Annotated in this window: 13 protein-coding genes; 9 read left to right on the top strand and 4 right to left on the bottom strand. The window is 73.4% G+C overall.

Annotation, left to right across the window (positions count from 1 at the left end):
• Window positions 1-27 precede the first annotated feature (27 nt).
• Both ACIBBA_RS02800 and ACIBBA_RS02795 read right to left on the bottom strand, forming a co-directional pair.
• Window positions 28-1,215, bottom strand: a complete 1,188-nt coding sequence (locus ACIBBA_RS02800) for an NADH-quinone oxidoreductase subunit D (RefSeq protein ID WP_396693092.1) — start codon at window positions 1,213-1,215, stop codon at window positions 28-30.
• Entirely contained in the window at window positions 1,212-2,213 is a 1,002-nt protein-coding gene (locus ACIBBA_RS02795; RefSeq protein ID WP_396693090.1) for an SAM-dependent methyltransferase, read from the bottom strand. Before ACIBBA_RS02795 ends, ACIBBA_RS02800 begins: the two co-directional genes overlap by 4 nt.
• A 308-nt stretch (window positions 2,214-2,521) precedes the next feature.
• Between ACIBBA_RS02795 and ACIBBA_RS02790 the strand changes: the two genes are divergently transcribed.
• The 6 genes from ACIBBA_RS02790 to nadC all read left to right on the top strand — a co-directional run bounded on the left by ACIBBA_RS02790 (window position 2,522) and on the right by nadC (window position 8,589).
• Window positions 2,522-3,505: a Rossmann-like and DUF2520 domain-containing protein gene (locus ACIBBA_RS02790; protein WP_396693088.1), complete on the top strand. Its 984-nt coding sequence runs from the start codon at window positions 2,522-2,524 to the stop codon at window positions 3,503-3,505.
• A gap of 58 nt (window positions 3,506-3,563) precedes the next feature.
• On the top strand, window positions 3,564-4,412 hold the full coding sequence (gene panC, locus ACIBBA_RS02785; protein ID WP_396693086.1) for a pantoate--beta-alanine ligase: 849 nt from the start codon (window positions 3,564-3,566) through the stop codon (window positions 4,410-4,412).
• Window positions 4,413-4,444: 32 nt separating this feature from the next.
• The gene (panD, locus tag ACIBBA_RS02780) at window positions 4,445-4,867 is read left to right on the top strand and encodes an aspartate 1-decarboxylase (RefSeq protein WP_396693084.1); all 423 of its coding nucleotides are present in this window, start codon (window positions 4,445-4,447) and stop codon (window positions 4,865-4,867) included.
• Between the two features lie 158 nt (window positions 4,868-5,025).
• Window positions 5,026-5,919, top strand: a complete 894-nt coding sequence (locus ACIBBA_RS02775; RefSeq protein WP_396693082.1) for a septum formation family protein — start codon at window positions 5,026-5,028, stop codon at window positions 5,917-5,919.
• Window positions 5,920-6,001: 82 nt separating this feature from the next.
• Window positions 6,002-7,696: an L-aspartate oxidase gene (locus ACIBBA_RS02770; RefSeq protein ID WP_396693080.1), complete on the top strand. Its 1,695-nt coding sequence runs from the start codon at window positions 6,002-6,004 to the stop codon at window positions 7,694-7,696.
• The gene (gene nadC, locus ACIBBA_RS02765; protein WP_396693078.1) at window positions 7,693-8,589 is read left to right on the top strand and encodes a carboxylating nicotinate-nucleotide diphosphorylase; all 897 of its coding nucleotides are present in this window, start codon (window positions 7,693-7,695) and stop codon (window positions 8,587-8,589) included. The genes ACIBBA_RS02770 and nadC overlap by 4 nt, the downstream gene beginning before the upstream one ends.
• Before the next feature lie 42 nt (window positions 8,590-8,631).
• Here nadC and ACIBBA_RS02760 read toward each other — a convergent pair whose 3' ends face one another.
• Window positions 8,632-9,723: a hypothetical protein gene (locus ACIBBA_RS02760; RefSeq protein ID WP_396693076.1), complete on the bottom strand. Its 1,092-nt coding sequence runs from the start codon at window positions 9,721-9,723 to the stop codon at window positions 8,632-8,634.
• Window positions 9,724-9,841: 118 nt separating this feature from the next.
• Here ACIBBA_RS02760 and ACIBBA_RS02755 point away from each other — a divergent pair, with 118 nt between their 5' ends.
• Window positions 9,842-10,600, top strand: coding sequence for a type III pantothenate kinase (locus tag ACIBBA_RS02755; protein ID WP_350873519.1), 759 nt, complete (start codon window positions 9,842-9,844; stop codon window positions 10,598-10,600).
• Between the two features lie 36 nt (window positions 10,601-10,636).
• On the opposite strand, the gene ACIBBA_RS02750 is transcribed toward ACIBBA_RS02755, so the two are convergent.
• Window positions 10,637-11,386 carry a class I SAM-dependent methyltransferase gene (locus ACIBBA_RS02750; protein ID WP_396693073.1) on the bottom strand — a complete coding sequence of 250 codons (750 nt, stop codon included), beginning with the start codon at window positions 11,384-11,386 and terminating at the stop codon, window positions 10,637-10,639.
• Window positions 11,387-11,473: 87 nt separating this feature from the next.
• Here ACIBBA_RS02750 and lysS point away from each other — a divergent pair, with 87 nt between their 5' ends.
• Both lysS and ACIBBA_RS02740 read left to right on the top strand, forming a co-directional pair.
• Window positions 11,474-12,982, top strand: a complete 1,509-nt coding sequence (gene lysS, locus ACIBBA_RS02745; RefSeq protein WP_396693071.1) for a lysine--tRNA ligase — start codon at window positions 11,474-11,476, stop codon at window positions 12,980-12,982.
• Window positions 12,983-13,094: 112 nt separating this feature from the next.
• A complete protein-coding gene (locus ACIBBA_RS02740) occupies window positions 13,095-13,439 on the top strand; it encodes an Lsr2 family protein (RefSeq protein ID WP_357055712.1) in 345 nt (114 codons plus the stop codon).
• The last annotated feature ends 381 nt before the right edge of the window (window positions 13,440-13,820 follow it).

Below are 13,820 nucleotides of genomic sequence, written 5' to 3'. Positions count from 1 at the left end.
CCCGCCCGCCGAAGCGGCCCGGGCCCGCTACTTGTCGATGTCGCCGACCACGAAGAACATCGAGCCGAGGATGGCGATCAGGTCCGGCACCAGGCAGCCGGGGAGCAGGGTCGCCAACGCCTGCACGTTGGCGTACGACGCGGTGCGCAGCTTCAACCGCCACGGCGTCTTCTCCCCGCGCGACACCAGGTAGTAGCCGTTGATCCCGAGCGGGTTCTCGGTCCACGCGTAGGTGTGCCCCTCCGGCGCCTTGACCACCTTGGGCAGCCGGGTGTTCACCGGCCCGGTGAGCCGGTCGACCCGGTCAAGGCACTGCTCGGCGAGGTCGAGCGAGGCGTAGACCTGGTCGAGCAGCACCTCGAACCGGGCGTGGCAGTCACCGGCGGTCTTGGTCACCACCGGCACGTCCAACTCGTCGTAGGCCAGGTAGGGGTCGTCGCGGCGCAGGTCCAGGTCGAGCCCGGAGGCGCGGGCGACCGGGCCGGACGCGCCGAACGCGGCGGCGTCGGCGGCGGAGAGCACCCCCACCCCGACGGTGCGGGCCATGAAGATCTCGTTGCGGCGGATCAGGTTGTCGAGGTCGGGCATCCGCCCGCGTACCTCGCCGATGGCGGCCCGGGCTCGGCTGGTCCAGCCCGCCGGCACCTCCTCCTTCAGCCCGCCGACGCGGTTGAACATGTAGTGGATCCGGCCGCCGGAGACCTCCTCCATCACCGCCTGGAGGGTTTCCCGCTCGCGGAACGCGTAGAACACCGGGGTGATCGCACCGATCTCCAGCGGGTACGAGCCGAGGAACATCAGGTGGTTGAGCACCCGGTTCAGCTCCGCGAGTGCCATCCGCAGCCAGGTCGCCCGCTCCGGCACCTCCAGGCCCATCAGCCGCTCGACGGCGAGCACGACGCCCAACTCGTTGGCGAAGGCCGACAGCCAGTCGTGCCGGTTGGCCAGCACGATGATCTGCCGGTAGTCGCGTACCTCGAAGAGCTTCTCCGCCCCCCGGTGCATGTAGCCGACGATCGGTTCGGCCGAGACCACCCGCTCGCCGTCGAGGACGAGCTTGAGCCGGAGCACGCCGTGCGTGGACGGGTGCTGCGGGCCGATGTTGAGCACCATGTCGGTGCCGAGCTGCTGCCCGCCGGTGCCCGCCACCAGGCCCGCTCCGGTGCCGACGGTCAGCTCGCGGAGGTCCCCGGTCTCGGTGGTCATGCCCGTCATCGTGCCACGAGCGGGTCGAGCTCGACGCCGACCGGCTGCCGCAGCCACCAGTGCCCGCCGAGGCCGGCCGGGTCGGTCAGTTCGGCCACCGTGGACGCGGCGGCGAGCGCCCGCAGGTAGCCGGCCGGGTCGGTGCCGGCCAGCGCCAGCGGCGGTCGGCCACCGTCGGCCCCGAGCGCCCGCAGCCCCTCCCGCTGCGACCCCAGGGTGTACGCGCACCGGGCGACCCGCTCACCGCAGGAGGCGGCCGAGTCCATGGCGACGTGCGCGGTGACGTCGCACGACCCGTCGGGCACCGGCGGCACCTGACGCCCGCCCCGGTACCCGGTCAGGCTGCCGTCGATCGGGCGGTCGCCGCGCAGGTGTCCGTAGTCGACGGCCAGCGCCAGCCCTCGGTCGAGTTGGCCCACGGCTCCGGCCCAGGCCTCGTCCCGGCTCCGCCCGATCTCGGCCCGCGCCTCGACCGCCGTGTCGGGCACCGGCCACCAGGCCGCCAGCCACTCGCCGTCCTCGGGGCTGACCGCATCGCCGATCGCCTCCGCACCCGTTCCCGGATCGACCAGCAGATAGCGCCAGCCATCCGAGGCGTGCACAGCAAGATCGAGCGGCACGTTGTCCAACCACTCGGTGGCCAGCAGCAGCCCCGTGATCCCGGAGGGGATCTCGGGCACCCAGTCGATGCCGGCCGGCAGGTCGTCGGGGCGCGGCGCGAGTTCGACGGCGGTGAGCCGCAGCCGCCCCGCGAGCGGCGGCCCCACCGCCTCGACCAACGCGCACAGGAGCTCCCCGCGACCAGCCCCGACGTCCACCACGTCCAGCCGGGCCGGATGGCCGAGCGCGACGTCCACCTGCTCCACCACGCGGAGCAGGGCGGCCGCGAAGGCCGGGGAGGCGTGCGCGCTGGTGCGGAAGTGCCCGGCCGGCCCGGCCCCGGAGACGAAGAAGCCACCCGGGCCGTAGAGCGCCCGGTCCATCGCGTCCCGCCAGTGGATCGGCATCAGTTCATCCCTCGTCCAGGGTCCGTGACCGTGCCGACCCTACGGGTCAGCCGGTGCGGGACGACTCCTCATCCCCGGCGTTTGTCGTACCGCTGCTGCTGACCGGTTCGTCGACGCCGCTACCTGGCCGACCGCCGCTGACCTGCGGTAAGGCCCCTTGCCGGGCGGTGTGGCGCCGGCCGGGGTCCGACCCGCCGCCGGGGCGCTCCCGAGCGGTGAAGGTTTTCACACACCCTTGTTCCCACTCCGTCACCTCGGCGCATACTTGCCATCGACCGGTACCCCTTCTCGAGGACTGGATCGTCGACATGAGCGCACCGCTGCGCCCGCGTCCGGCCGCCCCCCGGCGGGCCGCCGCGACCGTGGGCAGCGCCCGACCGGGCGCCCCGGCTGCTGTCACCTTCCCCCGTACCCTCACCGTCGGCGTGATCGGCGCCGGGCGGGTCGGCGCCGTGCTGGGCGCCGCGCTCGCCACCGCCGGGCACCGGGTGGTCGCCGTCACCGGTGGGTCCGGTGCGAGCCGAGCCCGCACGGCGCTGCTGCTGCCCGCCGTTCCGCGTCGCGCCGCGACCGCGGTGGCGCGGGCCGGCACCGACCTGCTGCTGATCGCCGTGCCGGACGACTCGCTGGCCGGCGTCGTCGCCGCCCTGGCCGACAGCGGCGCGCTCCGCCCCGGGCAACTGATCGCGCACACCTCCGGCGCGCACGGTCTCGACGTGCTCGCCCCGGCGGTGGCGGTCGGCGCCCGCCCGCTGGCCCTGCACCCGGCGATGACCTTCACCGGTACGCCCGACGACCTCGGCCGGCTCGCCGGCATCTCGTACGGGGTGACCGCGCCGGCGGAGCTGCGCCCGCTGGCCGCCCGGCTGGTCGCCGACCTCGGCGGCGTGCCGGAGTGGATCGGTGAGGCCGACCGGCCGCTCTACCACGCGGCGCTGGCGCACGGCGCCAACCACCTGGTGACCCTGGTCAACGAGGCGGCCGACCGGCTGCGCGACGCCGGCGTGGGTCAGCCGGAGAAGGTGCTCGCCCCGCTGCTGCGGGCCGCGTTGGAGAACGCGCTGCGCTTCGGCGACGACGCGCTCACCGGCCCGGTCTCCCGGGGCGACGCGGGCACCGTCGGGCGGCACCTGGCCCGGCTCGCGGCCACCGCCCCCGAGTCGGTCGCCCCCTACCTGGCGCTGGCCCGGCGCACCGCGGACCGGGCGATCGCGGCCGGTCGGCTGCGCCCGGCCGACGCCGCGCCGCTGCTCGGTGTGCTCGCCGACACTCAGCGGCAGGTGGCCGCGTGACCGGGCCGGGAATGGCCGCGGGTCCGTCGGCGCTGTGCACGGGGCGGGAGGTGGGAGCGTGACCGAGCTGGTGACGACCCGCGAGGAGCTGGCCAAGGCGCGGGCCGCGCTGACCGGCACGGTCGGCGTCGTGATGACGATGGGCGCGCTGCACGCCGGGCACGAGACGCTGCTGCGGGCGGCCCGGGAGCAGGCCGACCACGTGCTGGTGACGATCTTCGTGAACCCGCTGCAGTTCGGGCCGAACGAGGACTTCGACCGCTATCCGCGTACCCTCGCCGCCGACCTGGAGATCTGCCGGCGGGCCGGCGCGGACGTGGTCTTCGCGCCGAGCCGGGACGAGATCTATCCCGGCGGCGAGCCGACGGTCCGGGTCAATCCGGGCCCGCTGGGCGAGGAGTTGGAGGGGCAGAGCCGGCCGGGCTTCTTCCACGGGGTGCTCACCGTGGTGCTGAAGCTGTTCCAGCTCACCCGCCCGGATCTCGCCTTCTTCGGTGAGAAGGACTACCAGCAGCTGACCCTGATCCGGCGGATGGCCCGTGACTTCGACGTGCCGGTCCGGGTGGTCGGCGTGCCGACCGTGCGGGAGCCGGACGGGCTCGCCCTGTCCAGCCGTAACCGCTACCTCTCCGGGCCTGAGCGGGCCGCGGCGCTGAGCCTGTCGGCGGCGCTGCGGGCCGGCGCCGAGGCGGCCGAGCAGGGGCGCGACGCCGGCGAGGTGCTGGCCGCGGCGCACCAGGCGTTCGGCGCCGGTACGCCGGGCACCCGGCTGGACTACCTGGTGCTCACCGACCCGGACCTGGAGCCGGGACCGGTCAGCGGGCCCGCCCGGCTGCTCATCGCGGCCTGGGTCGGCGGCACCCGTCTGATCGACAACGCGGCGATCCCGCTCGCCCCCCGATCCTGAAACCCGGCCCGTTCCGCGAAAGGCGCACCCCGATGTTGCGAACCATGCTCAAGTCGAAGATCCACCGCGCCACGGTGACCCAGGCCGACCTGCACTACGTCGGCTCGGTGACGGTCGACGAGGATCTGCTCGACGCCGCCGACCTGCTCCCCGGCGAGCAGGTGGCGATCGTGGACATCACCAACGGCGCCCGGCTGGAGACGTACGTCATCCCGGGCGAGCGGGGCAGCGGGGTGATCGGCATCAACGGCGCCGCCGCGCACCTGGTGCACCCCGGCGACCTGGTCATCCTGATCTCGTACGGGCAGATGGACGACGCCGAGGCCCGCACCTACCGGCCCCGGGTGGTGCACGTCGACGGGGACAACCGGGTCGTCGAGCTGAACGCGGACCCGGCCACCGCCGCCGCCGGCACCGCCGGTGATCCGGTGTCCAATCCGTTCGCCGCGGTCTGACCGTACCCGCGTGGCTGTTCGTCCCCTTTGCGCGGGATGACCGTGGGCGTGCGCGCTGACGCGCCCCAGATGGCCTGCGCGGTCTGTCACCGCTAGGTCATTCCTGGTTACCCTTGTCACACCCGTCGCGGGGCGGGCGGTGGCTGGGGGAGGCCGCGATGCGCCGTTCGTTGACCGTCCTGCTCGCGCTCGCCAGCACGGCCGCCCTGCTGGTCGGTTGCGCCGCCGACGGCGACGGCGATCTGACCGACGACTGGCCGACCCTGCCGGTCGCGGCGGCGTTCACCCCGGCCGCCGGGGTGTGCCAGGCGGCTGACTTCACCGACGTGGTGACCCTCGCCGCCTACCAGCCGGTCGACTGCGCCGCGCCGCACCGGGTGGAGACCGTGCACGTGGGTGCCTTCCCCGTGGAGGGGGCGACGCCGCCAGCCGGCGGTTCAACCCAACTGCGCGGCGCGTTCGCCGAATGCGACGCCCGGACCAGCGGCTACGTCGGCGCCGACTGGCGGGCGGGCCGGCTGCGCCTCTCCGTCGCGTTGCCCTCCGGCCCGGGCTGGTCGGCGGGCTCCCGTTGGTACCGCTGCGACGTGTCCGAGCTGACCACGGTCGAGGCCGCGGCGACCGTGGTCACCCGTACCGGCAGCCTGCGGGACGTGTTGAAGGGCCCCTCCCCGCTGCGGCTGGGCTGTCAGCAGGCCCGCACCGGTCGGGGCGGAGGCGGCGTGCAGACGCTGCTGCCGGTCGACTGCGCGTCCCGGCACGACGCCGAGTTCGTCGGGGTGTGGCCGGCGCCCGAGGGCGGCTACCCCACCCGGGACGCCGACTGGGCACCCCTCTACGCCGGCTGCCGCACGGTGCTCGGCCGGTACGTGGGCGTGCCGGACGACAACGACCTGCGCTACCGCAGCGGGGTGGTCGTCCGGCTGCCCGGCGCCGGCCGGTGGCGGGTCGGCGACCGGGGGGTGCGCTGCTACCTGTGGCTCAGCGACCGGACGGTCACCGGCTCGCTCAAGGGCGCCGGCCCGGCCGCCCTGCCGGTGCGCACCAGCTGACCGTGCCCGGGACGAGGTAGCCGAAACCACTCGTCCCGCCCCCGCCGCCTCTCGCGAGCGCGGTTCGCGGTTGACTGTCTGCATGGACCTTCCGACCGTCGACCTGCCGGCCCTGCCCAGCCTGCTGGCCGCGCCCGCGCCCGGTTGGGTGGAGACCACCGACGTGATCGTGGTCGGTTCGGGCGTGGCCGGGCTGACCGCCGCGCTGCACCTGCGCGAGGCGGGTCTGCACGTCACCGTCGTCACCAAGGTCAACATTGACGACGGATCGACCCGCTGGGCGCAGGGCGGCATCGCCGCGGTGCTCGACCCACGGGACACCCCGGCCGCGCACGCGTCGGACACCGAGGTCGCCGGGGTCGGGCTCTGCGACCCGGCGGCGGTCCGCGTCCTGGTGGAGGAGGGGCCGACCCGGCTTCGCGAGCTGATGCGGATCGGCGCCGAGTTCGACCGGAACCCGGACGGGTCTCTGATGCTCACCCGGGAGGGTGGGCACCGGGCGGACCGGATCGTGCACGCCGGCGGCGACGCCACCGGCGCCGAGGTGCAGCGTGCGCTGCACGACGCGGTCCGCCGCGACCCGTGGATCCGGCTGGTCGAGCATGCCCTGGTGCTGGACCTGATCCGGGCGCCCGGCGACGGCCCGGGCGGGCTCGGCCCGGCCTGCGGTATCACCCTGCACGTGCTCGGCGAGGGCAGCGAGGACGGCGTCGGCGCACTGCTGGCCCGGGCCGTGGTGCTGGCCACCGGCGGGATGGGGCAGATCTTCGCGGCCACCACCAACCCGGCCGTCTCGACCGGCGACGGGGTGGCGCTGGCGATCCGGGCCGGCGCCGCGGTGACCGACGTGGAGTTCGTCCAGTTCCACCCGACCGCGCTGATCGTGCCGGAGCACGCCCGGACGCCCGGCGCCCTGCGCGCCCAGCAGCCGCTGGTCTCCGAGGCGCTGCGCGGCGAGGGCGCCCATCTGGTGGACGCCGACGGCAAGCGGTTCATGGTCGGCCAGCACGAGCTGGCCGAACTGGCCCCGCGGGACGTGGTGGCCAAGGGCATCCACCGGGTGCTGCTCGCCACCGGCAGCGACCACGTCTTCCTCGACGCCCGGCACCTGGGCGGGGAGTTCCTGGCCGGGCGTTTCCCGACCATCGTGGCGTCCTGCCTGGCCATCGGGGTCGACCCGGCCACCGATCTGATCCCGGTGGCGCCGGCCGCCCACTACGCCTCCGGTGGCGTCCGCACGGACCTGCGCGGCCGCACCTCCATCCCCGGCCTGTACGCGTGCGGCGAGGTCGCCTGCACCGGGGTGCACGGCGCGAACCGGCTGGCCAGCAACTCGCTGCTGGAAGGGCTGGTCTTCTCCCGCCGGATCGCCGAGGACATCGCCGCCGGCCTGCCCGAGCAGGCCCGACCGGCGGAGACCGGTGCGTGGGTCGGCGGCACGGGCTGGGTCGTCCCGGCGGAGGGGACGCCGGCCCTGCAGCGGGCGATGACCCGGGGCGCCGGGGTGCTCCGCTCGGCGGCGACCCTCGCCGGAACCGCCGGGGTGCTCGCCGAGCTCGGTGCCGGGCGGGGCCGGCCGCGGCTGGCCGACTGGGAGGCGACGAATCTGATCACCGTGGCGTCGACGCTGGTCGCCGCCGCGTACGCCCGGCAGGAGACCCGTGGGTGTCACTGGCGGGAGGACTTCCCGACGGCCGACGACCGGTGGCTGGGCCACCTGGTCGAGGTGGTCGGTGCGCAGGGTCGGTTGACGCAGCAGTGGGAGGGAACGCCATGAGGAAGTCGACGGAGCAGGCGCTGCGGACCGGTGGCCTGGACCCCGCCGAGGTGCGCCGCGTGATCGAGAACGCCCTCGCCGAGGACCTGGGTCCGGATTTCCTCGATGTCACCAGCGTCGCCACCATCCCGGCCGAGCAGGCCGACACCGCCGACCTGGTGGCCCGCGCCGACGGGGTGGTGGCCGGGTTGGCCGTCGCCGCCGCGGTCTTCGAGCTGGTCGGCGAGGTGACCGCCGCCGAGCGCGCGCTGTCGGTCTCCCTGGTCGCGGCCGACGGCGAGCGGGTGGCCCGCGGGGACGTGCTGGCGACGGTCACCGGCCCGACCCGGCTGCTGCTCACCGCCGAGCGGACGGCGCTCAACCTGCTCAGCCGGATGTCCGGGGTGGCCACCCACACCCGGGCCTGGGCCGACGCGCTGGCCGGTACGAAGGCGATGGTGCTGGACACCCGGAAGACCACCCCCGGCCTGCGCGCCCTGGAGAAGTACGCGGTGCGGGCCGGCGGCGGCACCAACAAGCGGCTCGGCCTCTACGACGTCGCAATGATCAAGGACAACCACAAGCTCGCCGCGGGTGGCATCACGCCGGCGTACCGCCGGGTCCGGCAGGCGTTCCCGGAGGTCCCGGTGCAGGTGGAGGTGACCACCGTCGCCGAGGCGGTGGAGGCGGTGGAGGCCGGCGCGAACTTCCTGCTCTGCGACAACATGACCCCGGAGGAGCTGGTCGAGGTGGTGGCCGCGGTCGGTGACCGGGCCGAGCTGGAGGCGACCGGTGGGCTGACCCTGACGGTGGCCGCCCAGTACGCGGCGACCGGGGTGGACTTCCTCTCGGTGGGGGCGCTGACCCACTCCTCGCCGATCCTCGACATCGCGCTGGACCTGCGTACCGAATGACCGGCCCGGGCCCGGTCGACCGACGGGCCCGTCCCGGGCGGGTCAGACCGTGGTGAGCGAGGTGCTGGCCAGGTTGAAGATGACCCGGTTCTCGGTGTCCTGCCGGCTGTCCAGGCCGTACTTGGCCCGGAACAGTTCGAGCACCCGGTTGTAGACCTCCGGGGCCAGCTCGTCGGCCTCGCCGATGGCGAAGACCTCGCCGTCGGCCTCCGGTCGGTCGAGCACCACGGTCAGCCCGGTCATGCCGTGCCGGGCCACGTTGCGGACCAGGTCGGCGCCGGCGATGTACCAGTCGCCGTCCGAGCGTACGTAGAGCGCCTCGCAGGTCTCCAGGTCGCGGCCGCCCTGGCGCAGGCAGAGCCGCAGGCTGAGGCAGGCGGCCAGGTCCTGCGTCGGCGCGGTGTCCCAGAGTTCGGCGAAACGGTCGTCGACGAACTCCCCGAGCGGCGTCGAGACGTACGCCTCGATCTGCTGGGTGTCGAAGGTGCTGCCCCGCACCGGGAAGAACGAGATGAACGCCTTGCTGTCCCAGCGGTACATCTGCACCGAGGGCGCCGCGCTGTAGATCCGGACCTGGAGCCGGGCCCGGGCCGACTCGGGCAGCTCCTCGTGCAGCCGGGCCAGGTGCCAGAGGTTGTTGAGGATCGCCACCGAGGCGTCGCGGCGGCGCAGCTCCTCGCCGCGCAGCCGGACCGCGGGGGAGTCCGGGTCGAGCAGCAGCATCCGTACGGTCGCGCCGTTGGCCAGCGAGGAGCGCAACGCGGCGACGAACCGGCGGGCGTACGGGCCCTCCAGCATGCTGGTCCAGGTCTCCAGGATCGCGACCAGCTCGCGGCATCGGGCCACCCGCTCGATCAGCGCGTCCCGATCCAGCCGGGGATGCTCGATGATGCTCGCGGTCTGGAGCTCCCGGAAGAGCGGGTTGAGCACCACGTAGGTCAGCAACGTCATGATCAGCGCGGCGCCGATGTTGAGGTAGAGCTCGCCGGCGAAGCTACCGGTCTCCCGTCGGGACGCGTGCCAGGCCTGCACGACCATCCAGACGGCCCCACCCGCGAGGGCGATGAGCACGAGCACGTGGCGCCGGCGCCGGCGCAGGGTGTTGCGCCCGCGCACCCACCACTTTCCCGACATGTCCGCTCCCCGTCCGGCCGTGCCGTGGATCGACCCATGTTCATGCCGCGATGTGACAAGGATACGGGGCGTCGGCCGGTCCGCACCCGCCCGTACGGTCGTTGTCTAGGCTGCGGTCGTGCTGCTCTGCATCGACATCGGAAACACCAACACCGTGCTGGCGACCTTCGACGGCGACAAGCTGGTGCACTCCTGGCGGATCAAGACCGACGCCCGGTCCACCGCGGACGAGCTGGGCCTGATGTTCCGTGGCCTGCTCGCCGGGGACGCCGTCGAGATCACCGGCGTGGCCGCCTGCTCCACGGTGCCGGCGGCGCTGCGCTCGCTGCGTACCATGCTCGCCCGCTACTACGCCGACCTGCCGAGCGTGATCGTCGAGCCCGGCGTGCGGACCGGGGTGCAGCTGGCGATCGACAACCCGAAGGAGGTCGGCGCCGACCGGGTGGTGAACACCCTCGCCGCGTACACCCTCTACGGCGGCCCGTCGATCGTGGTCGACTTCGGTACCACCACCAACTTCGACGTGATCAGCGATCGGGGTGAGTTCCTCGGCGGCGCGTTCGCCCCGGGCATCGAGATCTCCTTCGACGCGCTCGCCGCCCGCGCGGCCCAGCTGCGCAAGGTCGAGGCGACCCGGCCCCGGTCGGTGATCGGCAAGAACACCGTCGAGTGCCTCCAGTCCGGCCTGTACTTCGGCTTCGCCGGTCAGGTGGACCGGATCGTCGAGCGGATGACCGACGAGCTGGGCGAGGTGCGGGCGGTGATCGCCACGGGCGGACTCGCCTCGCTGGTGCTCAACGAGTGTCGGACGATCACCCACCACGAGCCGATGATCACGCTGATCGGCCTGCGGATGGTCTACGAGCGCAACGTCTGACCCCGGCCGCCGCCGGGGCCGGGCGTCGCGCGGGGCTCACCGCCGCCGGGACCGCAGCACGATCGTCCGGTACGGCAGCTCGACCGTCTCCCGCCCGGCCAGCTCCGGGTGGGTGGCGAGAAGCTCCCGTAGCTCCCGCTCCACCAGCTGCCGGGCCTCGGCCGGCGCGGTGAGCCAGTAGGAACGGGTCCGGATCAGGGCGACCAGGTCGTCCAGCGTGAGCGTGGTGACGTGGGCGAAGTGGCCCACCTCGATCGGCTCGAACTCGGGGCCGAAGTCGGCGTACTTCTCGGTCACGTCCCCGGCGTTGTCGCCCAGGTGGGCGATCCGGCCCAGCTCCGCCACCCACTCGACCCGCTCGTCCCGGGTGTTCCAGATCGGCGCGAACGTACCGCCGGGGCGGAGCACCCGCGCGATCTCGGCGTGCGCGCGCTCCCGGTCGAACCAGTGGTAGGCCTGGCCGACCAGCACCGCGTCCGCCGCGCCGTCGGCCAGGGGCACCGCCTCGGCGCTGCCCGCCAACGCCGTCGTGCCCGGGGTGGCGCTCGCCAGCTGTGCCCGCATCCCCGGATCGGGCTCCACGGGTACGACCCGGTGGCCCAGGGCCAGCACGGCGCGGCTGAGGATGCCGGTGCCCGCGGCGAGATCGACGACCCGGGCCGGCGCGTCCGCGCCGGTCATGTCGTCGAGCGCCCACCGTACGGCGGCTTCCGGATATCGGGGCCGAAAGCGGTCGTAATCGGCCGCGGCGGCACCGAACGAGAGAGCCTGAGTGTGATCGACCATGGCGGGCAGGTTATCCGGTAACAGCCCTCTGTGGGCTTGAGTACGCTCGGGCCTGACCCCCGTATCTCCGTAACGAGGAAGCGTGCCGTGACCGAGCAGAACGCCCTGCCAGTGGACCCCGCCGACGACCTTCCCGAGCAGATGAAGGTCCGCCGGGAGAAGCGGGACCGGATGCTCGCCGACGGCGTCGAGCCGTACCCGGTCGGCTTCCCCCGTACCGCCACCCTCGCCGAGGTCCGCGCGCGTTACGGCGAGCTGCCGACCGACACCGCCACCGGGGACCGGGTCTCGGTCACCGGCCGGGTGATCTTCATCCGGAACACCGGCAAGCTCTGCTTCGCCACCCTGCGCGACGGCGACGGGACCGAACTTCAGGCGATGCTCTCGCTCGACCGGGTCGGCCCGGAGCGGCTGGAGGACTGGAAGCGCCTGGTGGACCTCGGTGACCACGTCGGGGTCACCGGCGAGGTGATCACCAGCCGTCGGGGCGAGTTGTCGGTGCTGGCCGAGGAGTGGGCGGTGACCGCGAAGGCGCTGCGGCCGCTGCCGGTGGCGCACAAGCCGCTCTCCGAGGAGGCCCGGGTCCGGCAGCGCTACGTCGACCTGATCGTCCGCCCGCAGGCCCGACAGATGGTCCGCACCCGGGCGGCGACCGTCCGCAGTCTGCGCGACTCCCTGCACGGGCAGGGCTTCATCGAGGTCGAGACCCCGATGCTGCAGTTGCTGCACGGTGGTGCCGCCGCCCGCCCATTCGTGACCCACAGCAATGCGTTGAGTACCGATCTGTATCTGCGAATCGCGCCGGAACTGTTTCTGAAGCGGGCCGTGGTCGGTGGTGTCGACCGGGTCTTCGAGATCAACCGCAACTTCCGGAATGAGGGCGTCGACTCTTCGCACTCGCCGGAGTTCGCCATGCTGGAGACCTACCAGGCGTACGGCGACTACGACACGATGGCCGAGCTGACCCGGAATCTCGTGCAACAGGCGGCGATCGCGGTGAGTGGCTCGACGGTGGTCACCCACGCCGACGGGCAGGAGTTCGACCTGGGCGGCGAGTGGCGATCGGTGACCCTGTTCGGGGTGCTTTCCGAGGCGCTCGGCGAGGAGGTCACGGTCCGCACCGAACGCGCCCGCCTGGTGGAGTACGCCGACAAGGTGGGATTGGCCGTCGACCCGAAGTGGGGGCCGGGCAAGCTCGCCGAGGAACTGTTCGAGGAGTTGGTCGTCCCGGGCCTGCAGGCGCCGACCTTCGTCCGGGACTACCCGGAGGAGACCAGCCCGCTGACCCGGGCGCACCGCAGCGAGCCCGGGCTGGCCGAGAAGTGGGACCTCTACGTGCTCGGCTTCGAGCTCGGCACCGCCTACTCCGAGCTGGTCGACCCGGTGGTGCAGCGGGAACGGCTGGTGGCCCAGGCGCAGCTGGCCGCCCGCGGCGACGACGAGGCGATGCGGCTCGACGAGGACTTTCTCCGGGCGATGGAGTACGGAATGCCGCCCGCCGGCGGTATGGGAATGGGAATCGACCGGCTCTTGATGGCGCTGACCGGCCTGGGAATTCGGGAAACGATCCTGTTCCCGTTGGTCCGCCCCGAGTAGTCGCCGGCCCGGCCACCGGTCGTTATACCGCATCCTATTGACGGAACGAGCGCCGAACGGGTTATTGTGCTCTGAGTTAGCAGGAGCACCCTGCTCGAAAGGAATGTGGGACGTGGCCAAGCAGATCATTCACAAGCTGGTCGATGACCTGGACGGCGGGGACGCTGACGAGACGGTCAAGTTCGCGCTGGACGGAGTTCAGTACGAGATCGACCTGTCGAGTGCGAACGCCGAGAAATTGCGTGACGTATTCGCGCAGTACGTGGCGGCCGGCAACAAGGTCGGTCGCGGCGGCGTCGTGGTCGGCGGCCGGGCGGCGCGGGGCCGGGGCGGCGCCACCGCCGACCGGGAGCAGAACCGGGCGATCCGGGAGTGGGCCAAGAAGGCCGGGAAGGACATCTCCGACCGGGGCCGGATCCCGCAGGAGATCGTCGACGAGTTCCACGCCCGGCGCTGACCGAGCGGACAGTACGGGCGACCCGACGCCGGGCCGGAGCACCGCTTCGGGCCGGCGTCGCCGTATTCCCGCCCGGAGGCCCGATCGGCGCCGAACCACCCCCGCGGCCCACCGCGGCCCGGTCGGTGCCGAACCACCCCCGCGGCCCACCGCGGCCCGGTCGGTGCCGAACCACCCCGCGGCCCACGGCGGCCCCGGTCGGCGCCGAAACACCCTAGAGGCCCGCGGCGGCCGGGAAGAAAGCCCCGCGAGCCGACGTTGTCCACAGGCGGTGGAGATTCTGTCCACAGCCTGTGGATGACTCCCGGGCGGGCCCCCAGCGGGCCGCGCCGACGCGGATTCGGCCCCTCCAGGGCCCGAACGGCCCGTCCACGGGCGGGG

This window comes from Micromonospora sp. NPDC051006 (assembly GCF_044456245.1).
GTDB lineage: Bacteria > Actinomycetota > Actinomycetes > Mycobacteriales > Micromonosporaceae > Micromonospora.
This window is presented reverse-complemented; position numbering and strand designations above follow the sequence as displayed.